Here is a 24,617-nt window from a genome sequence, read left to right on the forward strand (position 1 = left end):
AGTGACGAGATGGGTTACACGGGCGCCGCCCGCCGAGGCGGAACGGGAAAGCCGCGTCCGAGAGTTCTGCGCAGGCTCGGCTTCGTTCGGAGGTCGCAGCTAGTAACGACCTACGGGGTCGGCTCTCTCATCGCGATCGACAACGAGTCGTTCATCGTCGCCGGTCTCGACTCGTGGGACGTCTCTGAGGCACCGGAAATCCACGAGCGTCGACTTGCTCAGCTCCTCGGTGTCGACTCTTTCCGTCTTCCGCCGGCGCCGGAGGAGGACAAGGCCCGGGATGGTGCGCGTGTTCGGCGCTTTCCCGAGTTCTACTCCTGTCCGAGCTGTCGGGTGCTGCAGACGTATCGCGAGTTCAACACGGCGGGGACGAAGGCAGTCTGCGGAGACTGTGACGAACTGTTGGTGCCGTCCCGATTCGTGCTCGCGTGCGACGGGGGACATATCGAAGAGTTCCCTTATCGGAAGTGGGTACATCGGGGCAAAGGTCCGAATTCGGGTGTCTGCAGGGGATCTCTCAAACTCCAGGCGGCGGGATCCTCGGCCTCTCTGCGTTCGGTCGTCGTCGAGTGCGGCTGCGGCGAAACGGCGTCGATGGAAGGTGCCTTCCGCCGCAAGACTCTGCGCGACTTGGGCATTCGCTGCTCGGGACGATCTCCGTGGCTGCAGAATGGTGAGCAGGCGTCCTGCGATCGACCTCCGAGGACCATGCAGCGAGGTTCTTCTTCGGTGTGGAACCCGGTAATGAGCAGTGCTCTTTCCATTCCGCCGTTCAGTGAGGGGGTTCATGCCCTCGTCGACCGGGAGAAACTGGCCGACGCGTCCGACGAGACCATCGGATGGTTTTGCCGGAGCAACCGGGCGAAGTTGCGCCAGGCGGGTGTGATGCCCGAGGATGTGTTCCGGGTGGTTGCCGAGCTCAGGACGGCGCGCGCTCGCGAACAAGAAGAGGTCGAGGTCGTCTCGCCGGCCTCCCTCCGTGCCCAGGAGTACCGAAGCCTGGTGACGGGAAGTCGCGAGCGGCTCGACGATCGTCTGCAGTCGTTTGTCTGCGAGCCTCCAGAAGGAAGTCTCGATCCTCTGGGCCATTTCGCGGTTGCCGATGTCATGCTCGTCAAGCGGCTCCGCGAGGTTCGTGCTTTGGCGGCTTTCACTCGCGGCACTCCGCCCGAGGAGGACGGTGCCGAAGCGCGCCACGCTCCACTGAGCAGTGCTGCTCTGGGGTGGTTGCCTGCCATCGAAGTGGTCGGAGAGGGGGTCTTCCTTCGCTTGGACGAAGAAAAAATCCGACGCTGGGAGAACGGCCAGGACGTTCGTGACCGGGTTTCGGTTATCCGTGAGAACCACCTCGATGTCCTTCGGGAGCGAGCGGCATTGGACCCGCAGAAGTCCGTCCACGACGTGACATCACCCATCACGCCTCGGCGTGTGTTGCTCCACACCCTCGCGCACGTGTTGATCGACGAGTGGAGCCTGGATGGTGGCTACCCGGCCTCCTCATTGCGCGAGAGGATCTATGCCGGTCCGGAGATGTCCGGGATCCTGATCTACACGGCGACCAGCGACTCGGCGGGTAGCTTGGGCGGGCTCGTTGCACAAGGAGAACCCGAACGTCTCGCACGTACCTTGGCGAGCGGGCTGTCGCGAGCTTGTTGGTGCTCCAACGACCCGTTGTGCATGGATTCGAAGAGTAGTGGAGTAGACGGTGTGAATCTTGCGGCATGCCACGCGTGCGTGCTGCTGCCCGAAACCAGTTGCGAAAACAACAACTGCTTTTTGGACAGAGGCCTGCTGGTCGGCGATTCCTCGGGGGCTGACCTGGCCTTCTTTCCGGAGATGGTTTGACGGACTGGCAGGGCGCGTGCGGGCGCGCCCTGCCGCCGGCGCCGCAGCGCAAAGTGAGGCCCGCGAGTCCGTGGCTGATTGGCAGCAGCGCCGTGGATTTGCCCGCTCGCTGGTTCTGTCGGTCGAACGTCGGGTGGCGAACGCTCGACCGTCAGTCCTGACTCAGCTGCTTCGGAGAGCTGACGTAGGCGCAGTGTCGAAGATTCAAGATCATCATGGGTTGTGCCCCCGGCAGGAATCGAACCTGCGACACCCGCTTTAGGAGAGTGGGTGACAGTGCCGTCCAAGGCCTCTACCAGCCACTATAGCCGCACGGTTGTCCTTCGTGACCCCACAAGTCACACGGTTGAGCACGGTTTCGGGTCACGAAATGGGTCACGCGACGGCGCCTCAAGTGTGTCGTACAGCACAGGCTGGAAGGGTGTGTCGGTGCCGGTACACGATCAGTTCCGGTGTCGAGCGCCGCGCGGCCCGCTGGGCCGGAACGCCGAGGTCGAGGAGCGCGAGGAGCCACCGAAGCGGCTCCGGCACGAGGGCGGTCCGCCCGACGGGGCTTGAGGTGCCTCGCGCGTGCTCTTTCGCGTTCGACAAGCGCTAGCGCGAGCACTTGAGTGGAGTCACCTCCTACGTCGATAGCGACGCAACCGCTTTGGCGGTCTACCGCTGGTGGGGCGTACGAGCCACCCGACTCCGTGACTGTCAATCACCATGTACTGCGTAACTAAGATTGCCGTACCCGGCACCCCCATGCCGACTACTGCTCCGGGAGCGGGGCGACTTCTCAGGATGTCGTGAGTCTTCATGTCGTACGCGCGAAGAGTGGCGCCAGGTGGAACCGTGGTCCCGTCAGCTTGGCCCTCAACGACCACAGGGTCAGTTTTGTACGTGCCTAATAATGCGCCTTCGTCGTGATCTGCCCAGTAGGCTGAGATTTGGTAGGAAATGTTGGACACGTGAACGGCTAGAGGTCCTGAGTTCTTGACCTGGATGTTGGCGACGACATAGTAGCCGCGGAAGAGGGGGTCATCTTCTTCGTCGTGGGAAGAAAATCCCGCGCCCCATGCGCTAACTTGGTCGACTTGTTGCCGCCTTCTGATACCCCTGTCGCGCAAGAAGGCGCCGGCTGCTATGGAGAACGATGCCGCGGAGAACCACGATGGAACATTTCCCCAATCCCAGCTTAGCCAGGTCATGTTTCGCCTTCCTTTCGCCTGCGCGGGGAGCGTACTCGACGAACGACCAAACGGCCCCGCCCAGGAAGTGAGCGGGGCCGCCGGGTTCAGTCGCCGATCTGGGCGTGCCAGGCGTCGTGACACGTGGCCCCCGTCGGCGCCGACGGCGGCTGCGCACCGGCGGACTCGGCCGCGCAGCGGATCCTGGACGCCGCAGAGGCTGACGGTATCCCGCGCAACGAGGTCCTCACCGTCGTCGAGGTGGTGTACGCCGTCCGGAACGGCGTACCCAGGCGAGCTGATGCCCGCGCGAACGAGCGTTGACGCCAGGCAGGCCGTTGAAGCCGACAAAGGATTTAGATGCCGCATCGGTCGAACCGGCCCGGTCCTCGTGACTCGCCACTGTGTGCGACAGTTGCCACTATCCGTGATGGCGATCATGGAGTTGAGCCCTTTAGGCTAACGGGCGTGAACTGGGTACACGCGGGGTTGTGGGGCTTGGCCGGCGGGTTCATCGTCGAGGGCCTCGAGCTCTACGTTGCGGTGCGTCAGAAGGGCGCGTGGCCCTGGCGCGTTACCGGCGAAGAACCCACCGCGGGGCCTGCTGCATACGCGGTCGCGGAGACGATCCGGATGCTGATCGGCGGGATCCTCGCCGCCGCCACGGCAGCGTCGGGCCAGGTGGCCGGGCCGCTCGCCGCGGTGGCCATTGGCGTCGCTGCGCCGGTGATGGTGGGGCACCTCACCGCCCTCCTGCCGATCCCGGCGAAACCGGCCGATGCACCGGGCGTTCCGGATGCGGCCGGCTGTGCGCCGCCCGCCCAGCTGGACGGCGCGCCACTGCCGCTTCCGCCGGCGGTGCGTCACCCGGCAGAGAACCAGGAGCGATGATGCGTCCCGGCACGTTTTTCACCCAGGTCGTCGCGGTGTTGTCCCGCCGCACCCCGGCTTTCCGGCAGGCGCCCGGCGAACCGGGCAGTTACCCCGACCGCCTCGCCGCCCTCATCCGCCCGCGCGCTGCCCTTCGGAAAGAGCCGGCTGACAACGCCGTCGCGATACGGCGTCATGAGGGGCCCGGTCTTCCTGTGCTGCGCACGATCGTGGCGGTCAGCATCGTCGGATACAACGATCGGGCGCGAACCGTTGCCGGCTTGACCACCATGCACAAAGGCTTCTGGACGATGCTCGGTTCGGCCTTCGCGGGGGCGGGCATTCCGTGGGACGAAGCTTTCGTCGAAGACACCGGCGACGGTGCGATGATCCTCCTGCCGCCGGAGATGCCGAAGGCGGATCTCGCTGCGCAGCTTCCCGACCGTCTGCTGGCCGAGATGCGCCGGTACAACGCCGATTACGTCGATGAGCTCCGGATACGACTGCGCATGGCGTTGCACGCGGGCGACGTGCGGGACGAGGGCGACCGTTCGGTGAACTTCACCTTCCGGCTGCTCGAGGCGTCACAGGTAAAGGTCGAACAGCAGGCTGCCGGTGCGGAGCTGGCCCTGACGATTTCCGACAGTTTCTACCGCGAGGTCGTGTTACCGGAGAGCGCCGCCGTGCCCGAGGCGTACCGCAGGATTCCGGTGAAGGTGAAGGAAACGGCGACTACGGCGTGGCTCCGGATGCTGGGCCCCTCGGCGTCACCGGTCCGCCCGGACCCGCCCCAGGCCATGATCCGCATTGTCTCCCACGCCGGGCAAGATGAGCTCCGGGACCTGATGCGGTGGTTGTCGGCCGAAGAAGAACTACGCGGACGGCTCACCCTGGCCGATGCGGCGCCGGTACCCGGAGCGATGGGGAAGCCCTCGGACGCCCTCGTTGTGGCGCTCGGTGTGGGCGCGGCCGCGGTGCTGGCGCGGTCGATGGCGATCTGGCTTCAGCGGCGACGTTCGGTCATAACCGTGGAAATTGCCACCACGGAGGGCCGAGGCCGCCCGGTGACGGTGACAGGCCAGTGGACGAGTGACGCCGAGTCCGTGATCAAGAACGCTCTCGCCGAGCAAGGCAGGTAGCCGGTGCTGCAGCCCGATCCTGAACGCTCCTGGGTGATCCTCATCGGCACTTCTCACTACCAGGATGCCGTCCTACCGGATCTTCCCGGCGTCAAGGGCAACGTCACCGATCTCGCCGAAGTGCTGACGCGGCCGGGGAGCGGGCTCTTCGCGCCGGGTAATTGTATCCAGTACCTCGAGCCGGCGAACGCGAGTGAGCTCGGTGTGGCGATGTCGAAAATCGCGAACCTCGCCGAAGACACATTGTTCATTTACTACGCCGGGCACGGACTTCTCGACGATGATGGAGCACTCCACCTCGGGCTGTCCTCCACCGATGTCTCACACACCGAATTTTCGGCGATGCCGCTCGCCACGATCAACAGGATCTTCCGCCGCAGCCCGGCCAAGCATCACGTCCTGATTCTCGACTGCTGTTTCTCCGGGCGGGCCGTCGAGGCAATGGCCGAGCCCGGATCGGTCGTCTTCGGCCAGATCGACATGCCCGGGAGGTTTACGCTCACGTCCTCCGCCGCCAACGAACTGTCCAACGCTCCGGTCGGCGCGCGCCACACATCCTTCACCGGGGAACTGCTGAGTCTTCTCGATGCAGGCCGGTCTGACGGCCCTGAACTGCTCACCCTCGGGCAGATCTACGGCCACCTCCTCAGGGCCCTGAACGCGCGTGGACTGCCCAAACCCCACCGTGGCAGCGGTGGGACCGTCGACGACGTCGCGCTCGCCCGCAACGTCGCCTGGGCGGCCGACCGTTACGCGGAGTTTCCCCCCGAGGTCGCCCGCGTCTTGCGGGCCTCGCTGCCGCGGGACCGCGAGGCAGGCGTCGAAACCCTGGTCGGGCTGATCAAGGAGGAAAGAGCGTCCGCCCAGGCCGCGCGCGAGGCATTGACGATCCTTTCCGACGATGACAGCCGTATGGTGGCGAACAGCGCAACAGCGGCGTTGGCCGCTTTTCACAGCGTATCGGGTGTGTCGGTTCAGCAGCGTGGATCTATGCCGGACGAAATTCAAGTGCTGAACAAGATGGCGTGCGGGCGGCCGCTGAACTATCTCGACAGTGCGCTGGGGGCGCCGCTGCTGGAGGGGCTGCTCCGGGACGACCTGCCCGAGCGGATGTATCGCGTGTATCGCACCGAAGACATGATCGTCATCGTCACAGCGGCCGGCACGCACAAGCCGGTTGATGCCTTCTCGATCACGATGCGGCACTCGAAGTTTCCCGTCAGGACGGGCCCACTTACGGCGGACCTGCTGGATGTCGACCTGGCACAGGCGACCTTCGGGAGCGTCGACGAAACTCCAGAAGGGGTGCGTCTCATCATCGGGGCCAATCGCATCGGCTACACCGAGTCGTTCTACTTCGGCAACCCCGGCCACTACCAGACGTTTCTGCTCTCGTACAACGACGCCGCGGCAGGCGACTTCCACTACGTTGAGGGACGCCACGAGTTCTCCTCGGGCTCGCTCGTGATCACGCCACGCGACGGTGAACTCGCCGACGCGCCGCGAGGCTCCTGGTACCCCGAGTTCCGGTCCGGAACGCGGATCAACACCCTCACCGTCGTCAGCACGGCCGCGCCGGTGGTGGCACTGCTGACCGGGCACTCCTTCGGGATCGACCGCAGCGAAGTCGATCACATTCCCGACTAAGGTCAACGAGCCAGCCCTAGGAGGTGCATCGATGTCCGGCACTCACTGGGCGCAATCGAGTTCGGCGACGCCCCGACCAGCCGGAAGCGGAGTGTCGGCATCCGCGTGAACGGCTGTGTCCGCTTGGGTCAGCTCGTCGGCCAGTGCCATTCCGGCTCCAGTCCTGGGCAAGATGACCTACTCGGAGCACAGGACTTCCAATGGCACGCCGGTCGCGCGGCGCCCATCCGTTAGAAGACCTCGGCGAGCATCACGCGAACCGAGGCCTACTTCGTCCCCGACTTCCACGCCCAACGAGCCGAATGGGATCGTGCTCTTCGGCATCGCGTTACGTGCCGGATCGGCGTCTCTGGCTGCATCGGCGCGGTTATGCGTCCCGTCGTCCGACACCGCGTGGGGCGGGGCTCGCCGGGCGACTGGATCATGAATCGCCAAACCCGGGACCGTCCGCTCGGCGGGGTTTCGTGTCCGGTGGACGCTGCGGCGCACAGCATCCACCGGTTCCCTGATACTCCGGCGACGTCAGCTGCGGAAACTCAGGGCTGTCGAGAGCTACCTTGCAGGGTCTCGGCGCCTAGCAAGAAACGCCCCGCCCGGAGTGTGGTGTGCACCGGCCACCCTCGGGCACCTACTCAAGAGAACGTCATGTTGCGGCTCGCGCCGAGCATTAAGCCCGCCCCGATTGTCCGTGACTTCTGCGGAGGATTTCCTCGTGACCTGTCGGGCGAGCGAGACGTGTCGATGTCGCCGCGGTCGCCGGCCCAGTTGACGAGTTGATGTTTCTGGCGGATGCTGAAGTTAGTGGTGTCGATGTCAGGCGGTCACCTGGGCCGTCGTCACCAGCCTCCCCCTTGGCATGAAGCACCGGAGGTTTGTGATGTCCGAATCCACTGCGAGCGCGCCGCGTTTCCTGACTGTTGGCCAGACGGCAACGCTGCTGGGCGTTTCTGCCATGACCATCTACCGCGCTATCGATGAAGGGGCTTTCCCGGCGATTCGAACGCGAGGTCGTATCTCGATACCCGCTAAGGCAATCGACGCGATGGAAGAAGTTGCAGTCTCGGAGATGAGGGCGGTCGATGCCAGTGAGTTCACACTGTCGGTGATGAGCGGCGTCGATGCTGCCGGCAAGTGAAGGCTCTTCTTTGAGGCGCTGGCAGCCGATTCTAGCGGCCGTAGCCCTCAGGTTGCGGTTAAGCGCGAATTGGTTCCTGTCGCGCTGATGCTGGGTTCGCAGCCTGAGGGCGTCAGCCTGTCCGTGGGTGGGGGTGTACAGAGTGGGGGAAGTTAATTCTCTGTCATGAGCGACAGCTGCGTCTTCGCTCATGACGAACGCGTCACAATCCGTTTCTCCTCCGGTGTAGTGGTGTACCCGGTTAAGGATTCCCAATTTGAGTGCGGCGTCTCGTGCTCGGCGGACGGTCTTCGGGTCGAGACCGGCGCGCTCGGCCCAGTGGCGAATCGAGATGGAGCCACGTGTCGCGAGGACGGCGTGCGCGAACGCATCGAGAACTGCGCGCAAGCTACTGATCCGTACGCCGGCAATCGTCCCGGTGCGCACCGCCGTGGTGGCTCCGCTCGCCAGCTGCCTGTTCACCGCCGCTTGCAGCACGGCGCGGACGTGTCGTAATTGACGTGGTGACGGTTCGTTCTGGTGGTCGCCGGTCTGCGGTGATCCGAGGCGTCGTCGTCGCGGCCTGCTTTCGGCGGCCTCGCGGACTGCGGGTAGCCAGCGGTTGTGGTGCCAGGCGTCCCTTCCGAGGTAGGCGGCTTGCGTCGGGGACGCCTGGCGGAAAAGATCCCATGCCTGCTGCCCGGTGAGGCCCTGTTCGGCGGCGGCGATGGTGGTGGCAGGTGCCCAGAACCAGCGTCGCCAGGCTTGCCGCCCGATCTCGCGCGCCTTGGTGCCGGCGAGGTCGGCGAAGGCCCACGCGTGTCCGGTGGTGTGGCCGGCGCGGGCCAGAGCGAGCGCGTGTCCGTACTCGCCCTCGGACCTGCTGTCCCTTGAGGCGCTGCGTCGACGCGCGGGTCGTGGAGTCCGCGGGGCTCTGGACGTGACGAGTTCCGGTACGTCGCTCGTCGTCAACGTGCAGCTCAGGATCGGGCTGGGCAGCTCGAGTCGATGCGGCGAGGAGGTGAGTCGCAGGGTTGAGCGGACGGTGGCGGAAACGTCTTGCCGGGTGGCGACCGCGCGGACGACGGACTGCAGTTCCTCGCGCAGGTCTGGCGGCGTTTTGATGACGAGGTGCGTGTGCCCGGGGCGGCCGGAGGCGCGGCGAAGCGTGGGCAAGCCGTAGCGGTCGGCCCAGAGGAGCACTTGTTCAGCGACAACTTCGCCCGCGTCGGCATCGACGCCGGTGTCTCCGGGGTCGATGTCGATGGCGAGGAGGGGCTGGCGCAGCGTGCCGACGATGGCTCGGGCCGCGCCGTCGGTGTTGAGGATGCCGGCGGCGTCGTCGAGCGCGTGGGTAATCGTGTGCGCGTGGTTGTTGGCGTCGATGACGATGAACGGCGCGCCGAAGAGTGCCTGGTCGAGGCGCGACGGCAGGTAGTTGTCTGGCATGGGAAGTCCTCGGGAGCTTGGCGAGACGGGCCAGGCGCTGGTCAACCCTCCGCGTCGGCCGGCGCCCGCCAAGGCCAGCGCAAGGGCGGGGCGAGAACACCCAGGCTTAGCGGCACCGCGTCGATGTGAAGGATCGCGGCGGTCCAGGTCATGCCAATACCGATGCCGAGCAACGCGACGTGCTCTCCGGGGACCACCGCGCCACGCGTGAGTAGGTGGGCGAGGCCGACGATCTGGTCGTTGGGTCCGATGTGGCCCCATTGGTCGCCGGCGTGGCAGAGGGTGAGGTCGTCGGTGATGCCGAGCGGTTGGAGGCAGTGGCTGTCGAGCAGGTGTCGTCCGTAGTGCGGCAGGAGCACCCAGCGCAGCTGGTGGAGGTCGAAGCTCGGCGTCGTTGAGCGCTTCGTCGATGACGGCGCGGATGCCGTCGTGGTTGCGGCGGGTGACCGAGGCGGCGCCGACGAGGTCGGTGTACTGGCGTTTGCGTTCGCGGATCCGCTCGATGCCGAGCTCGGTGGTGCCAGCGGGGGCGAAGCGGTGGTTGCCGCGGTGGAGTTGTTCGAGGGTGGGGTCGGTGTAGGAGCTGGTGGCGAGGATGCGGGCGAGGCCGGGGTGGCGGCCGAGGATGAGGGCGGAGCCGCCGTCGCCGTAGGCGATGCCGTGGTCGGCGGTGAGGTGGTCGAAGGCGGGTGGGCCGAAGGTTTCGCCGCCGGTGAGCAGGACGGTGTCGAGGTCGGGGCTGCCGGCGAGGACGCGGGCGGAGATGTCGATGCCGCCGACGAGGCTGTTGCTCATGGCGTTGAGCTCGCTGGCGATCCCGCGGCCGGCGGCCAAGCCGAGGCGGGAGCGGACGTAGGCGGCGCGGGACCAGAAGTCGATGCCGCGGCTGCCGCGCCAGATCGCGGCGTGGAAGTGCAGGTCGGGCACCGGGAGTGGACCGGTGGTGGTCATGGACATGCTGGCGAGGGCGTTGCGTCCGGCGCGGACAGCCAGATCCATGCCGGTGCTGTCGCGCGCGATCGACACGGCGCGCTGGCTGGTGGCGCCGCACAAGGTTTGGGCTGACTCGAGGTCGCCGACGGCGACGATCTCGCCGAGTGCGGCGCCGATGCCGCGCAGGTGGAGGTTCTTCCAGCGCATCGTCAGCACCGCCCTACATGGCTCGGGCGTGCGGGAATGTCGGCGACGATGGCCTCGACCGAGTTGTAGTAGGCCCACAGCTGACGGGTCGTGATGCCGGCGCAGGCGGCGATTTCGTCGAGCGTGAGCGGCCCGCCGGGCGCCGGGTGGTCGAGTAGGTCGCGGGCGGTGTCGTTGATCCAGATTTGCATGATGTCTTCCTGATCGAGCCGGCTGGTGTGGCACGCCAGGTGACGGGGAGGCGCCGAACAGGCATGGTCGGCGAGTGGCGTGGTGCTGAACGAAAGGTGCGAGAGGAATTCAGGTTCGGCGGGCGCGGCCGCTGCGCCGGGTCAACAGCGCCTTGTGGTGGGCGCGGCGCAAGTCGGGGATCTGGTCGCGGACAGCGTGGTCGAGCTCGGGCATGCGGTGGACGTCGGTGTCGAAGCCGGGGTCGGTGCGGAAGACCAGCGCGAGGACGGAGGCGTTGTTGCTGAGGTTGACCACCGCATACGGCAAGGTCGCGGGGATGTAGATCATGTCACCGGCCTGGGGGTGGAAGGGCTGCATGGCGTTGCCGGAGAGGACGGCGACGTGGCCGCTGATGATCGCGATCGCCGTTTCGGTGGTGTCGTGACGTTGCGGCGCGAGGGTGGTGGCGCCGGGCAGGTGCATCCGGCCACCTGACAGCGCGCGGGTGGGTACGATCCCGGTACGCAGGATCGGAGTGAGCGTCTCGCCTTCGTCCGCCAGCTGGCCGGCTGCGGACGGTATCGGCGTGGTCGTGGAGTCCATCTCGGCAGTTCCTCTCCGTGGGTTCAGCGGGCCGGGGTGTCGGTGGTGTGGTGCGCGAGTTCGCAAGCCAGCGCGGCGTTGGCGACGGCGTCCGGGACCAGGCGGCGGCCGTGGCCGCAGGCAGCGGCGACCGCGAGCACGGGCCGGTCCAGCTCGGTCTCCACCAGTCCGAGCGCGGTGCGGGAGTCTTTGGGGTGGGTTTCGTCGACGAGGCCGGCGATGACGTTGATGTCGCGGCGCAGGTGCCGCAGCGCTCGGTAGAACCGCGGGTCCGTCGGGGGTGCGTCGGTGCCGGTGCACATCGGGATGTGCGCGGCGGGCATCGGGATCCGCAGCCGTCGCAGCTGTTGGTGCAGGGCGTTGAGGAACTGCACCGCGGGCACGAGGTCGGTGAGCTCGAACAGGGGCTGGTGGCCGAGGTCGCCGTGGCAGAGGTGGATCCGCCACGTCGCCTCGCGGGGGCCGTCGGCGAAGACGCGGGCGACTTGCTTGGCCAGCACACGCACTGCCGCCGGCCAGAGTGGCCGCGGGGTACGGTCCAGCGTCGCGAGCACCGCGGGGGTCTCAAGCTGGTAGACGACCTGGTTGCCATGCTGGCGGTGGATGGTGTGGACGTCATCGAGCACGGCCTGGCGAAACACCGGCAGGTGCGTGACTGCGGCGGTCGGGCTGCCGAAGGTGAACAGCGCCAGGTCGTACGGGTTCGGCACCGACACCTGATGCGGCGGGAAGTCGCGGTCGTCGTGCAGCTGGGCGCGGGCGGCCATGACGGCGTCGGTGTGGGCGGCGCGGCCGAGGGACAGGTCCTCGGATTCCAGCCAGCGGTCGCGCTTGAGTCGATATGTCGGCATGTCGTCGTAGTCGGCGGAGGCACCGGTGCGGACGGGTTCGAGAGCATCGATGGTCGCGAGGCCGTCGAGCCAGTCGATGATCCACCGCGGGTCCGGATCGCACGGCAACCCGGTCAACGACGTGTCGGTGCTGTGGTCGAGGAACCACTGCATCGTGGCGCGGTGGTCGCCGGTCAGGACGGCGGGCAGCGAGCCGACGAAGTGCACGGCGCGGATGTCCTCGTCGGACGCGGTATCGAGGTAGTCGTGGCTGGCGTGGCTGAAGACGAGCGTGGACATGGAAATCTCCCCTGATAGGTGAGTCGATGGGGTGTTGTGTGGGCGTGGGGAGGAGCGCCCGGCGGGGACGTGGAAACGGGAGGAGGGGTGCGCGGGCCCGCGTTGGAGGGATTGAGGTGGGGCGCGGGCCCGCGCGGCCTGGGGGTGATCAGCCGGTGACGGCGACGTGGCCGGGCTTTGGTTGCGGCTTGGGCGCGGTCCGGTCACCCGGGTTGTCGCCCTGCTGGTGCCGGTCACCTGGCGTGCCTGGCCGGGACGTCCCGGGGGCGCCGGGCTTGTGCGTGGGGGCCGGGCGGGTGCCGGTGGGCGGGGTGCGGGTCGGCGGCGGGGTTCCGGCGCCGCAGCTGACCGTCGCCACGGTCACCGTGATCGCCGTGCCCGCGGCCGGCTTTGCCGAGGTCGGTCCGCCAGAGCCGCTGGTGCGGGTGGGAGCGGTGCCGGTGGAGACGGTGATGACGCCGGCGGTGCCGTGCCCGCCGGGTGAAACCTTGAGGTTGCCGCTGCCGCCCTTGGGCGCGCTGGTGGTGATCGCGCCGTTGCGGCAGGTCGCGGTAAACGGTCCGACCGTGGTCCCGCCGACCCGCACCGACGCGACGCGGGCTTCGGCGAATCCGGCGCCGGCCTGCAGGCTGATGCCGCTGGCCACGACTGCGCCGCTCGGGGTAGACACCGAGCCGCCGGCGGTCTTGGTCGCGCCGCTGCTGGACACGCTCGGCCGGGCGGAGAGGTGTTCGCCGCCGGAGACGGAGATCCCGGTCGCTGTCGACGTCGTCGCCGCGGCGGCGAGGGCGGGTGGTGCGGCGGTTGCCGGGGTGCAGCTGGAGACGAGGGTGGTGAAGGTGCCGATGAGCAGTGCGCCCGCTCCGGCGGCGATGAGGGCAGTACGAGTGGTATTCATGGCTGATCTCTCCAGAAAGTGTTGGCGCGATGGGATTAGCGGATGAGGACCGGGGTGCCGATGGGCACCGGGTCGATGGGATTGGTTAAGGTGGCAAGGGCGTCGGCGGGGACGCGGATGCATCCGTCGCTGGACGGCCGGCCGAACACGTCGGTGGTAGGCCAGCCGTGGATGCCGGTGGTGCCAGGCCCGCCGCCGTAGGTCGAGAAGGTCACCGAGTGGATTCCGAGCGGGAAAATCACCGGGCTGAACTTCTGCTTCGCGTCGATCATCGAGGCCAGGACGAACGTCCGCCCTGCCGGGGTCGGTGCCGCCGCGGTGCCGACGCCGACGCTCCAGGTGCCGATCTGCTGGTGGTCGCGGTAGAGCGTGAGCCGGAACGTCGCCCGATCGATCACGATCCGGTCGGTCGTCGACCGGACCGTCAGCGTGTTGTCCTGTGTGGACAGCCAGCCGGTGGAGCCGTTGGGGCGCGAGGGCAGCAGCACCTGCACCCAGCCCGGTTCCTTGGCGATGACCGGCACCCATGTGTCGGATCCCAGCTGTGTGGTCGGCAGGACGGCGATGGCTGCGCCGCCGGGCTGGTCATACACCGGCACCGGGGTGGTCGGGTGCACGAGCTGCCCGTCCGGGACCTCGTCGGCAGTCGCGTCGTGCGGAGCGGCCGGGATGGTGCTGAAGGTGCTGGCCTCGGGCAGCCCCGCGAGACTCGGGATCGCTCGGGCGGCCACCATCGGGGCGTGCAGTTCGACTCCCAGCTCGACCGGCTCGGCGCCGCGAGCGCGGTCGGGCGCGGGCTGCGATGGTGCGAGCAGTGCGCCTGCGGTGCCGACCATCGCGATCCCGGTCATCCAGAGCGCGAGCACCCGCCACCTGTTCGGTGCCGGCTGTGGCGTCTCGGACATGAACAGTCCTTCCCAAGGGTCGGTGGAGGCCGCGGTGGGCCCGCCCGCGCTTGAGCGGGCTCACCGCGAGAAGAGGTTGTGGTTACTGGGAAAGCGCGGAGATGAAGCCGTCGGTGGGGGTGCCGAGACCGGTGACGTTGTCCCAGCCGGGGCCGCTCTGCAGGTTCTGCGGGCGGGCGTCGAAGTCGATTAGGTAGCTGCCCTGTCCGCCGGGGACGGCGACGCCGCCGAAGGCGTGCATCATCGGCGTCCACACTCCCGCCTTCTGCGGCGTGACGTCCGCGATCGCGCTGGATCCGCGCAGGCTGTAGAGGACCGGGGTGAGCAGTCCGGCGCGGCCGGTGCCAGAGCGGGCCTGCTGGGCGTCGACGACGAGCCCGGCGATCAGCGGCGAGGCGAGCGAGGTGCCGCCGTAGGAGCCGATGCCGAACTGGCCCTTGATGGTCTGCCCGACCAGCATCCCGGTGTAGGAGTCGGCCAGCGCCGCGATGTCGGGCACCGCCCGCTTTCCGCCACTGCCCGAGACGACGCCGGCCTGCCAGTCCGGCGCGTCGTAGAGCGCGGAGCTGCCACCGCCGGTACCGGAGGCGAATGGCCCGTCCGCATCCTTCTGCGGAGCCCAGCTGCTGCCGGATTGGGTGTTGCCGCTGTTCTCCCACCCGGTCAGCACCCTGGGCTGGTTGTTCTGGTCTAGGCCGACGCTGGTGCCACCGACGGCCACGACCCACGGGCTGGAGGAGGGGAAGCTGGCGGTCGGGTGGCCGACGGGGCCGGAGTTGTTGCCGGCGTCGCCGGTGGACACGGTGATGGTCTGGCCCTGGATCGCCGCCTGCAGCGCCATGCTGTTGAACTGGTGCCGCGCCGCCTGCGGCAAGGACGCTTCGCCGTCGGCGTTGCCGTAGCTGTTGCTGATCACGTCGACGGCGTTGTCGGTGACGGCCTGGTTGAACGCGTCGTAGATCCCGGTGCCCTTGCAGGTTTTCCCGGCGTAGTAGCGGATCTTCGCGGCTGGAGCGATGGTGTGCGAGGCCTGCACGTCCAGGGTCTGCTCGGCGGCCCAGCCCTCGGCGCCACACTCGGTGGCGTCGGTGAACCCGCCCTGCGGCAGGACCGCGCTGTACTGCCCGGCCGCGAGCGGCGGGACGCCGAGCTGGGCGGCGGCCTGGTTGGTGTCGGCCACGACGGTGTCGGAGTTGTAGGCGCCGACGACACCGATCGTCGTGCCAGCCCCGGTGTTTCCGTTGCTCAGCTTGTACATCGCGCGGACCTGGGTACCGGTGTAGCCGCAGAGGGAGTTGGACTGGGATCCGGCGGGGTACTTCTGCGGGACGTCGGTGTTGTTCTGCTCGCCCCACCACCGCGCGCAGTGCTGCTCCGCCGCCGCGGCCGGGCGGGTGTGCTGGGGCTTGAGCAGAGCGGCGCTGTCGTCAAGCCCGAGCACCGCGGTGATCGACGCGCGCAGCGAGGCCGGCACGGTGACCGGCGACGTCGGGGCGGTAAGGGTCCGGGTGGCGCCGTCGATCCGGGTCCGGAATGCGGCGATCCTCGTACCGAACGCCGACTCCAGCGCTGAGGTCGGGGCTTCGGCGTCGACGAAGTGCCGGTTGGCGCTGACCCCGGTCACGTGCAAGCCCTGGGTGCCCAGCCACTGCGACACCTGCTCGACGGTGTCCTGAGTCGGGGCGAATCGGTCGAGGAACTCCTGTGAGGACAGGAACTTCCCGTGTCCAGCGGTGCCGGGTGTGGCCAGCTGCGCGGCGAGGTGTTCGGCGCCGGGCTGGTCGCGCAACGCGAGGGCGACCTGGACGTGCCGCACGGTGTTTCCGTTGGTGCGGGCGACTTCGGTGTTCGGGGTGGCCCAGGCCGGGGTGCTGCCGGCGATGGGCGCGCGGTCACCGGTGTCGCCGGCGGGGGTGCTGGGTGCCGCGACGGCGGTGGCCGCGGTGGAGGCGAGTAGGGCCGCGGTCGCGGCGACGGCATGCCAAAGACGGCTGTGCATCGAGGTTTCTCCTTAAAAGAAAGGGAAAAGCCATCCAGCGTGAATGCCCGTCAAGTGATGGACGTGCTGGAGGGTGTGCCTCGTGCCGCAGCCAGCGATACGCGAAGAGGGGCTGAGCGGAGACTTCGGCTGGTGTGGAACTGGCCCACAGAGGACCTGGTCATCGTGGAGGTCGCTGCGCGACCGGTGCGAACGAAGTGCGGAGATGGCCGAAGGCGGGACGCGACAACGGCGGTCCGCGAGCCGTCCCGGCGTATAGTGTTGCCAGTGGTCTGAGCACGAGTAAGTCCCAACGTGGGTAGGCCGACCGCGCATGCACCGCGCCTCCCCCGGCGTGGAACACGATCCGCCTTGCTGAGACGAACAATAACTCGATCTTGGCAAAAGTCAACGTGTGTGGCCCGTTGATAAAGCGTCCTTGAGTGCGCCGAGTAGCTGTTACTGCGCAAGGTTGCGATAGGTATTGCGTTAAGTGCTCTCCGTAAGCCGTATGCAAGGCCATTTTCGGCCGATCGACCGAAAGCCTGTCCGACTACCGAGAGTAGTTGCACTGACGCTACCCGGTTGTTGACGATTAACCCGATCGAGTGTTGCATTGGTTAATGCTTGAGGGCTGCGGTGTTACTCGTGGTACGAAACATGACGCGGAGCGCCGCACACCTCGGGTGACGCGGCGCTTGCCAGTGGAGGGGTCGTCGAAGGCATCGATCGATGCCCGCGACGAGCGGGAACGGGGCGAGGAGGGGCAATGTCGGAGTCGCAGGCCACGGCAGGGTGCAACAGTGTCATTGATGGTGCAACGCATCGGCGTCATGGCGCGTAGGCCGCTGCCGAGTGCCGGTATACCGGGTGCGGCCTATTCGACGACACTCATCGGTCAATCACACAAGGTGACTGAGGTCGAGGGCTATATCGACGAAGGCGACCCGGTAGTGGTGGTGACGGGCAGTGGCGGAGTAGGAAAGACTCGGCTGGCCGGTGAGGCTTTTGAGCAGCGACGCGACGCCTACGACGCGGCCGCCTTCCTCCGCCTTGAGGAAATAAGCGGTGAAGCCGGCGACGAAGCGACAGTAGAGCGAATCTGCAACTTGCTGCTCGCAGATTTACACGTCGCGAATCACCAGCCCGACGCCCGGCCGCTGGACGTGCTGATCGGTTTCTTGTGCGACCGCAGTGTCTTGCTTGTGCTGGACAACTGCGAACAGCTGCTCAAGCCCGTCCAGGAACTTGTGGACCTGCTGATCAACCGGGCGCCGCACCTGCAGATCATCGTGACCAGCCGTGCCTGGCTGGAGATCCACGGCGCCCGCATCGTGCACCTCAATCCCCTCCGCGTCCCAAAGGAGGACGCCGGCCGCGTCGAGGCCGAAGAGTGCGACGCGGTGAAGCTGCTACAGGACCGCGCTGCGCTCGCCGGATGGCCGCTGACCGCAGACGACGACTGGTCGGTCATCGTCCGCCTGGTCCGCTGGTCCGACGGCATTCCGCTCATCCTGGAACTCGTCGCCGCCCAGCTGAGCACCGGACGATCGCCCCGCGTGGTGTTCGAACGCCTGGAAGGCGGATCGGCCTTGAGATATGCCCCGGGAACCCGTGGAGTCCAAGCTCATCATCTGGCTCTGGACGCGGCGATCGGTGAATCCTGGAAGCTGTGCACCGAGGTGCAGCGGCGGGTGTGGGCGAGGCTGACGGTGTTCACCGGCGGCTTCACCCTCGAGGCGGCCGAGCAGGTCTGCGCGGACGCCGCCGTCGACCGCGCGGTGATCCTGACGACGCTGGACTACCTGGTCCGGCACTCGATCATTGAAGGCGCGTCGGCAGACGGTCGCTACCGTCAGCACAACTACCTCCGCGAGTACGGCCGGCGACGCCTGACACAGTTCGGTGACCAGGACGCGATCGAGGAACGCCTCTGTGCATGGGTCGCGCAGCTGGTGCGCGACGCGGCTGACGGGTGGTTCGGCCGCGATGAGATGTGTTGGCTGACCGGGGTCAACGCCGAGTCCGGCAACATCACCGGGGTGGTGACGTGGTGTGCCGAACGCGGCGAGGTGGAGCGCGGTTTGACGATCATGGTCGACCTGCTGCGTACCCGGGCGCCGTACTTCTTCGCCACCGAGATCCCCGTGTGTCGCCAGGTCGACGACCTTCTGCGGGCCGGCCCCGCGGAGCCGTCGCCGGTGCGGGTCTCGGCGCTGGCGATGGTCGGCTGGATCTGGATCGCGATCGGCGCCCGCGAGCGCGGCAAAGCCCATCGCGACGAATGCCTTGACCTCGCCCGGCGCATTGGCATGGAGAACGCCCCGGCGGTGCTGTTCATCGACGGCACCTATGACGCGCTGGCGATGGGCCTGCGCAGCGGCTACGCGAAGCTGGAGGCGGCCCGGGAGGGTTTCCGCGCGGCCGGCGCCGATGGCTCGGCCTACATGGCGGCGCTCTTCCACGCGTTTACCGCGGGTCTGCACGGCCCGGTCGAGGAGGCCGATCGCATGTCGCAGTGGTGCTTGGACGAGGCCTACGCTCGTGGTGCGGAATGGGCGATCACCTGGGCGGAATGGACCCGCGGCCTGCCCGAAGGGTCACAGCCGCAGGCGAGCGCCCGCAACGCGCTGCGCGCGCAGGTGAAACTCGGCGACCTGTGGGGGCCCGCGTGGGGGGTGGAAGAGGAAGCCCGCAAACGCGTGCTGGCCGGCGATCTTGTCGGCGGTGCCCGCCTGTACGGCGGCTCGGACAGCCTCCAGGCCCGCCACGGCGTCCGGTTCAACGGCCTGCCCGGGTGGCGCCATCACCGGGACATCGCGATCGACGCGATCATCGACGGCATCGGCGAGGAGGCGTTCGAAGCCGCCCGCCTGACCGGGAGCCGATGGCGTGACGAGCAGATCGTGGCGTTCGCTCTGGGCGAGGCAGACCCTGTGTCGCCGCGACTGACTCGGCGCCAGTGGGAGATCGCGCGGATGGTCAGCGAGGAGATGTCGAATATCGAGATCGGCGCTGCCCTGCATGTGTCGGCGCGGACGGTCGAGGGTGAACTGACGAAGATCTACCGGCGCCTGAACCTGTGCGGCCGCACGGAGCTTCGCCGAGTGGTATCGGCACACCTCGGCGCTCAGCGACGGCTCCAGCGCACCGGAAGCGCCGCCACCCCGCGGATGATCCCGAACGTGCGCCGCACGGTGGCGTCCGGCTGAAGGCAGAAATCGGGGAGCGCGCGCAGCAGCTCCTCGAGCATGACCCGCAGCTCGACCCGAGCCAGGTGGCGGCCGAGGCAGCGGTGCTCGCCTGCGCCCCACCCCAGGTGCGGTGTCCGGCTGCGCTCGCGGTCGAGGCGGAAGACCTCGCCGTCGTCGAAGCGGCGTTCGTCGCGGTTGGCGCTGCCCCATGCCAGCAGCAGCCGGTCCCCGGGGGAGAGCGGCATCCCGCCGAGCTGGGTGTCGACGGTGGCGGTACGGCCGGTGGCCGCGACGGCCGGCTCGTAGCGGACCAGTTCCTCGACGAACGCCTCGACTTGCCCCGCATTACCTGTCACGCGCTCGCGCAGCGCGGGGTCTTCCAGGAGCTGCAGGATCGCGGTGGCGCAGGCGTCGGCGGTGGTCAGATGCCCGGCTGCGACCATCAGCATCGTCATCTTGACCAGCTCGTCCTCGCCGTTGATGCGCCCGTCGACCTCGGCGGTGACCATGCGCGAGAGCAGGTCATCGCCGGGGTAGGCGCGGCGTTCGCGGATCTGTCCGAGCAGGAAATCCGCGTACACCCGTCCGATCTGCTGAGCCTCGCTCAGGGTCTCGGTGCCGTAGAGAGCGCGCACGTGCTCCGAGAGCCACGCCCGCTCCAGCTCCGAGAGCCCGAGCACCCGCCCGATCACCAACGGCGGCACCTGCTGGGTGTAGCCACTGACCAGGTCCGCCGCACCGCGGGGGATCAGCTCCTGCAGCGTTTCCCGGCAGATCGCCCGGACGTACTGCTCCTGGGCCGCCGCGGCCGCCGGGGTGAAGAAGTCCATGAGCGCGCGCCGCCACTGGTGATGATGCTCGTCGTCGGTCTCGAACATCGGCGCCACGGCCTCCCGCATCTCGGTGACCACCGCCGCCGCGCCCAGCCCGTCGACGTAGGCGCTGAACCGTTCTGGGGCCTGCGCGGCCTCGCGGATCTCGTCGTAGCCGGTGACCAAGACGAACCCATCCAGCTCACCGCTGCGCGCGACCGGACACCTCCGACGGATCGCCCCCAACGTCTCGTACGCCGTTTCGGCGACCGCGGGATCGAGATGGTTGAACCCCCGTGCCAATGTCGCCGGATCGTTGTCAGTCTCGCGCGTCGGCGCGTCCCCCGAATTCAGCACCATGACTTCTGACTACTCGGCCGGAGACGGCGCAATCAACCCTCCGCCTGGCAAGAATGTGGCCCGCGCGGGGAAATATGCGGGCCCGCATCCACCCCGCAACGACCGCAAACACCCCCGCATGACCCCCGCAAACGAACACTGCGGGATCCAGCGGGCGTCTCCGGGCGTCTGAGGTGTACCGCGTCCGTCAGGATGGCGGCAACGCTCTGACCTGCTCCGATAAAGGTCATCAGTGCTGAGCGTGACCAAGGGGGCCGGTGGGGACCGGCTGGATCCAACCAACATCCAGGGGCGACAGTGGAGACGACAGAATACGAAGATCACGAGTTCATCCGGCACTGCGACAGCATCATCGCCACGCTGCCGATCCGATACCCATTCGATGTGCATGCCTTCATCGACGCCTTCGGAGAACAACGAGGAATAGCCGTCGTTCTAGGCCGAATGCCGACCGGGAGAGGCGGGACCAGCGGGCTACTGGTGCGCGCGCGGACGCAATGCTGGCTCGGAATCGCGGCCGCCGCCGTACCGGCGCACGTCGCCCACATCACCTACCACGAGATCGGGCACTTGGTGCTCGGTCACCCCGGCGACTACGTCTGCGGCCGCCGCTCCTGTCCAGACGACCGTTGGGAGATCGAAGCCGAACAATTCGCCTACCGGTTGCGCGCCCACATCCGGGCCGGGATGGCACGCCACCGCGACCGGCTCCCGCCCGGCCGGAAGGCGCTGCGGGCGGCGTTCGGATCCCGCCGGCACCTGTGCGCCGATGCCTGACGCGGTCGCCCTCCTGTGGTACGGCGCCGCAGCTGCCGGCGTGACCGAATCGGCCCGGAAAGCGCTGGTCAACCGAGGGTTCGGCTACACCCTCAGCCGCCACTTCCTGACCGCCGGCATCGCCTGTATGGCCTTGTCGCTGGCGGCCGGGGACCCGATGACGCTGGACTGGGCCGATCAGCTGACCGGCCTGCACAACGTGGCGATCGTGGTCCACAACGCGCTGGCCATGCTGGCGATGGTCTTCACCGCCGGGTTCCTGCACACCCTCGGGCAGTTGCGCCTCCCCATGCCCGCGGTCACGGCGATCTTCCTCACCTGCGCCGCGGCGATGGTCACCCTCTACGTGCTGGCAGGGGCGCACACGTCCTTCTTCGGGGCGCCCCAGAACCCCACGTGGCCCTCGCAGCTCTACAGCACGATCTACCTGACCTACATGGTCGGTTGGCTCGCGGCGCTGCTGCTGGGGTTGACCGTGGTCGCGGTGGGTGAGGTGGCCGGGGTTAATGGCGGAGTCACCTTGGCTCAGCTGGGGGTGGCGGTGTCGCTGGTCGGGCTGTCCTGGCGGCTCGGCGTCGTCCTGCGCCTGCTGTTCGACCCGCACCATCCGCCTCGCGGCACCCACTTCGCGGTGTTCACCGACGGCGTCGGGCTGGTGCTGTTCATCGCCGGCTCGGTGTTCGCCGCCGCAACCCGCAGAATGTTCGACCGACGCGACCAGCGCCGCACACAACGCCAAGAGGCCGCCATCGAGCAACTGTGGCGGCGCGTGCGGATTCTGCTCGTCCAGCGCCGCCGGCCGCCGTTGACCTCGATCCAGCAGATGGTCGAGATCGAGGATGCGCTGCTCATCGTGGATCAGCTGATCGATTCCTCGACGCGGTCCGCGATACGCAACGGCCTGTGGGACCTTGTACTGCTCTACGAGATGGATATCGAGCCGATAGCGACCGCCGTCGAGATCGAGATTGCTATCGCCGTCATCGTCGCGCGGCTATCGCAGCCGACGGCGGTGCCCGCCGAGGGCAACACCGACGACGCCGATGACACCGAGGCGTGGTGGCCCGAGACCGAGCGGCTGCCCGTCGACGACGACAAGCGAGCCAGGTGGCTGGCAGCTACCGGAGCAGCGCTGAGCGATCGTCGAGTACGGCGCTTGGCGAAGAAACTGGGACCGAAGCCGCCCCGCCGGTAGCAGAGCGTGACAACAAGTCGCCGGAACCCGTCAGCTCGGCCGCCCGTGGCCGGTGCCGCGGGCGGTCCGGGCGATCCGTTCCAGCACCTTCAGCAACTGCTGCTTGTCGGCCTCGTGGGCACCGTCGAGGTAGCTGGCGATGGTCCGGGCGTTGACGTCGAGGCCGCCGAATTCGGTCATCAGCTCGTGGGCTCTGCGGTCGGTCTCGTCACGCGGCAGCTCGAAGGCCGCAGCCGGAACGTTGGGGTAGAGCAACTTGTGATGGATTCGCCAGAACTCGGCCAAGGCATCGTTGATCTGCGGGCGCGTGTTCGCCCGGACCCCGCCCTTGAAGTTGTGGAGGGCCTGTTTGGTCAAGGTCTCCCCGCTACGAGCCTGAACCCACCGTGCCACCAGCGTCGCCGGGGCGACGAAACTCCGGAACCCGGGGGCCTCGTCGGCAGCCAGGCGGGCAATCTCGTCGGGATCGGTCACGGGTTCGCCGTCAAGCACGTAGTAGGTCGACTCGTGATCGAACAGGTACGTCAACCGCTCGGCGAAGGTGTCCAGGTTGAGCAGTTCGAGGGTCAACTGCTGCTGCGCGGCGTAGGAGCGGCGCGGTATCGGTGAGGTCAGGTACTCGGGCGCAGTTCTTTCCCAGCTATCGAATACTGGTTCATCTTCGTATCGTCGTCCCACAACGCCCCCACCATTGCCGTCATCACCTGGCGTTTGCTTCGCGGTAATGCCGGTATTTGACACCTAGCGAGTTGCGTCTACCATCGAAGCAAAGAGCCACACTCGTTGCCAGTGTCTTCGGTTTGCCGAGAGAAAGCAACCTACGCCACCCCGACCAGGGGGTTGGAGCACGGTCCCGCTGTGACCGCCGCACCCTTCACCGGCGCACCACCACCGCTGAGGGGAGGCCCGTCATGGTCACATCGGAGAACCTACCTGCGGACGTTCGCTCCCGTGTGGACGTGCCGGAGAGCGAGCGGCAGCAGGCCACACCCGCAGAGGAGAAGGCCGAGCTGGTCGACTGGTCGCCGTTCGGTCGGGTCGTACCGATTCTGGCGGCTTCTCCCGGGACCGGCGCTACGAGTACCGCCGTCGCGATCGCCGATGCGCTCCAGCTGGCGGGCCGCTCGGTCCTGCTCGTCGACGCCGGCGATCCGGTCCGATCCGGACTGGGACGTGCTGCGCGGGCCGATGGGCCGCGCCGGGACGGGCCCGGCCCCGCAGCAGGTATCCGGTTCTCCCGGCGGGCCCGGGCAGTCCTGGCGCGCTTGGACGTGGCCGATCTCGCCGCTGAGGCGGTGCTGTTCCCGCCACCGCCGTACTGGCACCCCGGTGGCGGCCGGGGTGTGGACGTGACTGTGGTCGACATCGGACACGACCCGTGGCGGCTGGCCTCCGATCCCACGCTCGGGCCAGGGCAGTGGCTGCGGGTCGGCAGCCCGTCACCGATTCCGGCGCTAGTGGTGCGGCCCACCGTGCCCGCACTCGCCCACGCCGAACAAGTCCTGGCCCGCTTGGCGCCGTGGGTGCGCGCGGGCACAGTGACCCCACCCACGCAGCTGCTCGTCGTCGGAGCTCGTCGTTGGCCGAAGGGCGTCGCGGGCACTGCGGGGCGCCGCACCAGCGTTCTGCTACCCGAAGCGGTGTTCTTTCCCCACAATCATGAGGTCGCCGCGCACGGCATCACCGCCGACGTGACACCGTCGTCACTGCGGACACCGGCCGACCAACTCCTGTGCTCCTGGCGCGTGCTGCCGCAGCGGACACGCCGCCGACGCGCTCGATGGCCACGTCACGCTCGCGACAGCAACGGCCGCGTCGCCGACCACGACACCGGCTGAGACCAGCCGGCCGCTCAATCAAAGAACTTCAACGCCCTCCCACTTGACCCGCCTGACGTGACGTCGGGCGGTGCGATGTGGAGGGCGCGATGTCCGCGCACATTGTCATCGACTGGCTCGTCCAGATTCCCAACCCGACACCGGTGCAGCCCACCGTCGGTGGCGACAAGATCCTCGGGCTGCTCAACAACGTCAAGTGGGGCGCGGGTGTTGCCCTCGTCTTCGGCTTCTTCGTCGGGTTGATCGTCTGGGCCGGTGGCCGCTGGGTCGATCACCACCGTGCCGGGAAAGTCGGCGTCGTCATGATGCTCTGCGCCGTCGCCGGCGCGATCCTCTACGGCATCGGCTGGTCGCTGATCAACAGCTTCGCGGGCGGCTGA

The 24,617-nt window shown here is 67.8% G+C and carries 21 protein-coding genes; 11 read left to right on the forward strand and 10 right to left on the reverse strand.

Annotated features, from left to right (window positions below):
- Nucleotides 1–9 precede the first annotated feature (9 nt).
- From drmB to QP939_RS19400, 5 genes are all read left to right on the forward strand, one after another.
- The gene (gene drmB, locus QP939_RS19380; RefSeq protein ID WP_285458190.1) at nt 10–1,845 is read left to right on the forward strand and encodes a DUF1998 domain-containing protein; all 1,836 of its coding nucleotides are present in this window, start codon (nt 10–12) and stop codon (nt 1,843–1,845) included.
- A 1,316-nt stretch (nt 1,846–3,161) separates the two neighbouring features.
- Nucleotides 3,162–3,341, forward strand: a complete 180-nt coding sequence (locus QP939_RS19385; RefSeq protein ID WP_285458191.1) for a hypothetical protein — start codon at nt 3,162–3,164, stop codon at nt 3,339–3,341.
- Nucleotides 3,342–3,485: 144 nt separating this feature from the next.
- Nucleotides 3,486–3,908: a hypothetical protein gene (locus tag QP939_RS19390; RefSeq protein WP_285458193.1), complete on the forward strand. Its 423-nt coding sequence runs from the start codon at nt 3,486–3,488 to the stop codon at nt 3,906–3,908.
- Nucleotides 3,905–5,026 (forward strand): effector-associated constant component EACC1, encoded by a 1,122-nt coding sequence (locus QP939_RS19395; protein ID WP_285458195.1) that lies wholly within the window; start codon nt 3,905–3,907, stop codon nt 5,024–5,026. Before QP939_RS19390 ends, QP939_RS19395 begins: the two co-directional genes overlap by 4 nt.
- A gap of 3 nt (nt 5,027–5,029) precedes the next feature.
- A complete protein-coding gene (locus tag QP939_RS19400) occupies nt 5,030–6,673 on the forward strand; it encodes a caspase family protein (RefSeq protein ID WP_285458196.1) in 1,644 nt (547 codons plus the stop codon).
- A gap of 667 nt (nt 6,674–7,340) precedes the next feature.
- On the opposite strand, the gene QP939_RS52210 is transcribed toward QP939_RS19400, so the two are convergent.
- Both QP939_RS52210 and QP939_RS19410 read right to left on the reverse strand, forming a co-directional pair.
- Nucleotides 7,341–9,236 (reverse strand): hypothetical protein, encoded by a 1,896-nt coding sequence (locus tag QP939_RS52210; protein WP_434219656.1) that lies wholly within the window; start codon nt 9,234–9,236, stop codon nt 7,341–7,343.
- A 41-nt stretch (nt 9,237–9,277) separates the two neighbouring features.
- The gene (locus QP939_RS19410) at nt 9,278–9,595 is read right to left on the reverse strand and encodes a 3-oxoacyl-[acyl-carrier-protein] synthase III C-terminal domain-containing protein (RefSeq protein WP_285458198.1); all 318 of its coding nucleotides are present in this window, start codon (nt 9,593–9,595) and stop codon (nt 9,278–9,280) included.
- 70 nt (nt 9,596–9,665) lie between these two features.
- Between QP939_RS19410 and QP939_RS19415 the strand changes: the two genes are divergently transcribed.
- Complete coding sequence (locus QP939_RS19415) at nt 9,666–10,301, forward strand: hypothetical protein (protein ID WP_285458200.1); 636 nt, start codon at nt 9,666–9,668, stop codon at nt 10,299–10,301.
- 77 nt (nt 10,302–10,378) lie between these two features.
- On the opposite strand, the gene QP939_RS19420 is transcribed toward QP939_RS19415, so the two are convergent.
- The 6 genes from QP939_RS19420 to QP939_RS19445 all read right to left on the reverse strand — a co-directional run bounded on the left by QP939_RS19420 (nt 10,379) and on the right by QP939_RS19445 (nt 16,082).
- Nucleotides 10,379–10,567: a hypothetical protein gene (locus tag QP939_RS19420; RefSeq protein ID WP_285458201.1), complete on the reverse strand. Its 189-nt coding sequence runs from the start codon at nt 10,565–10,567 to the stop codon at nt 10,379–10,381.
- Between the two features lie 109 nt (nt 10,568–10,676).
- Nucleotides 10,677–11,150: a cupin domain-containing protein gene (locus QP939_RS19425; RefSeq protein WP_285458202.1), complete on the reverse strand. Its 474-nt coding sequence runs from the start codon at nt 11,148–11,150 to the stop codon at nt 10,677–10,679.
- Nucleotides 11,151–11,173: 23 nt separating this feature from the next.
- Nucleotides 11,174–12,280, reverse strand: a complete 1,107-nt coding sequence (locus QP939_RS19430) for a hypothetical protein (RefSeq protein ID WP_285458203.1) — start codon at nt 12,278–12,280, stop codon at nt 11,174–11,176.
- A gap of 148 nt (nt 12,281–12,428) precedes the next feature.
- Nucleotides 12,429–13,178 (reverse strand): hypothetical protein, encoded by a 750-nt coding sequence (locus tag QP939_RS19435; RefSeq protein ID WP_285458205.1) that lies wholly within the window; start codon nt 13,176–13,178, stop codon nt 12,429–12,431.
- 35 nt (nt 13,179–13,213) lie between these two features.
- Nucleotides 13,214–14,083: a L,D-transpeptidase family protein gene (locus tag QP939_RS19440; RefSeq protein ID WP_285458206.1), complete on the reverse strand. Its 870-nt coding sequence runs from the start codon at nt 14,081–14,083 to the stop codon at nt 13,214–13,216.
- A gap of 82 nt (nt 14,084–14,165) precedes the next feature.
- Entirely contained in the window at nt 14,166–16,082 is a 1,917-nt protein-coding gene (locus tag QP939_RS19445; protein ID WP_285458208.1) for a S53 family peptidase, read from the reverse strand.
- A gap of 791 nt (nt 16,083–16,873) precedes the next feature.
- Between QP939_RS19445 and QP939_RS19450 the strand changes: the two genes are divergently transcribed.
- Entirely contained in the window at nt 16,874–19,273 is a 2,400-nt protein-coding gene (locus QP939_RS19450; protein WP_285458209.1) for an ATP-binding protein, read from the forward strand.
- Here the strand turns inward: QP939_RS19450 and QP939_RS19455 are convergent.
- The gene (locus tag QP939_RS19455; protein WP_285458210.1) at nt 19,192–20,427 is read right to left on the reverse strand and encodes a cytochrome P450; all 1,236 of its coding nucleotides are present in this window, start codon (nt 20,425–20,427) and stop codon (nt 19,192–19,194) included. The genes QP939_RS19450 and QP939_RS19455 overlap by 82 nt on opposite strands.
- Before the next feature lie 297 nt (nt 20,428–20,724).
- On the opposite strand from QP939_RS19455, the gene QP939_RS19460 reads away from it, so the two are divergent.
- Both QP939_RS19460 and QP939_RS19465 read left to right on the forward strand, forming a co-directional pair.
- A complete protein-coding gene (locus QP939_RS19460; RefSeq protein ID WP_285458211.1) occupies nt 20,725–21,204 on the forward strand; it encodes an ImmA/IrrE family metallo-endopeptidase in 480 nt (159 codons plus the stop codon).
- Nucleotides 21,197–22,399, forward strand: coding sequence for a hypothetical protein (locus QP939_RS19465; protein WP_285458212.1), 1,203 nt, complete (start codon nt 21,197–21,199; stop codon nt 22,397–22,399). The genes QP939_RS19460 and QP939_RS19465 overlap by 8 nt, the downstream gene beginning before the upstream one ends.
- 30 nt (nt 22,400–22,429) lie before the next feature.
- On the opposite strand, the gene QP939_RS19470 is transcribed toward QP939_RS19465, so the two are convergent.
- Nucleotides 22,430–22,969: a hypothetical protein gene (locus tag QP939_RS19470; protein WP_285458213.1), complete on the reverse strand. Its 540-nt coding sequence runs from the start codon at nt 22,967–22,969 to the stop codon at nt 22,430–22,432.
- A gap of 389 nt (nt 22,970–23,358) precedes the next feature.
- Here QP939_RS19470 and QP939_RS19475 point away from each other — a divergent pair, with 389 nt between their 5' ends.
- Both QP939_RS19475 and QP939_RS19480 read left to right on the forward strand, forming a co-directional pair.
- Entirely contained in the window at nt 23,359–24,237 is an 879-nt protein-coding gene (locus QP939_RS19475; RefSeq protein WP_285458214.1) for a P-loop NTPase family protein, read from the forward strand.
- Nucleotides 24,238–24,326: 89 nt separating this feature from the next.
- A complete protein-coding gene (locus QP939_RS19480; RefSeq protein ID WP_285458215.1) occupies nt 24,327–24,617 on the forward strand; it encodes a hypothetical protein in 291 nt (96 codons plus the stop codon).

It is taken from the genome of Amycolatopsis nalaikhensis, assembly GCF_030264295.1.
Lineage (GTDB): Bacteria > Actinomycetota > Actinomycetes > Mycobacteriales > Pseudonocardiaceae > Amycolatopsis > Amycolatopsis nalaikhensis.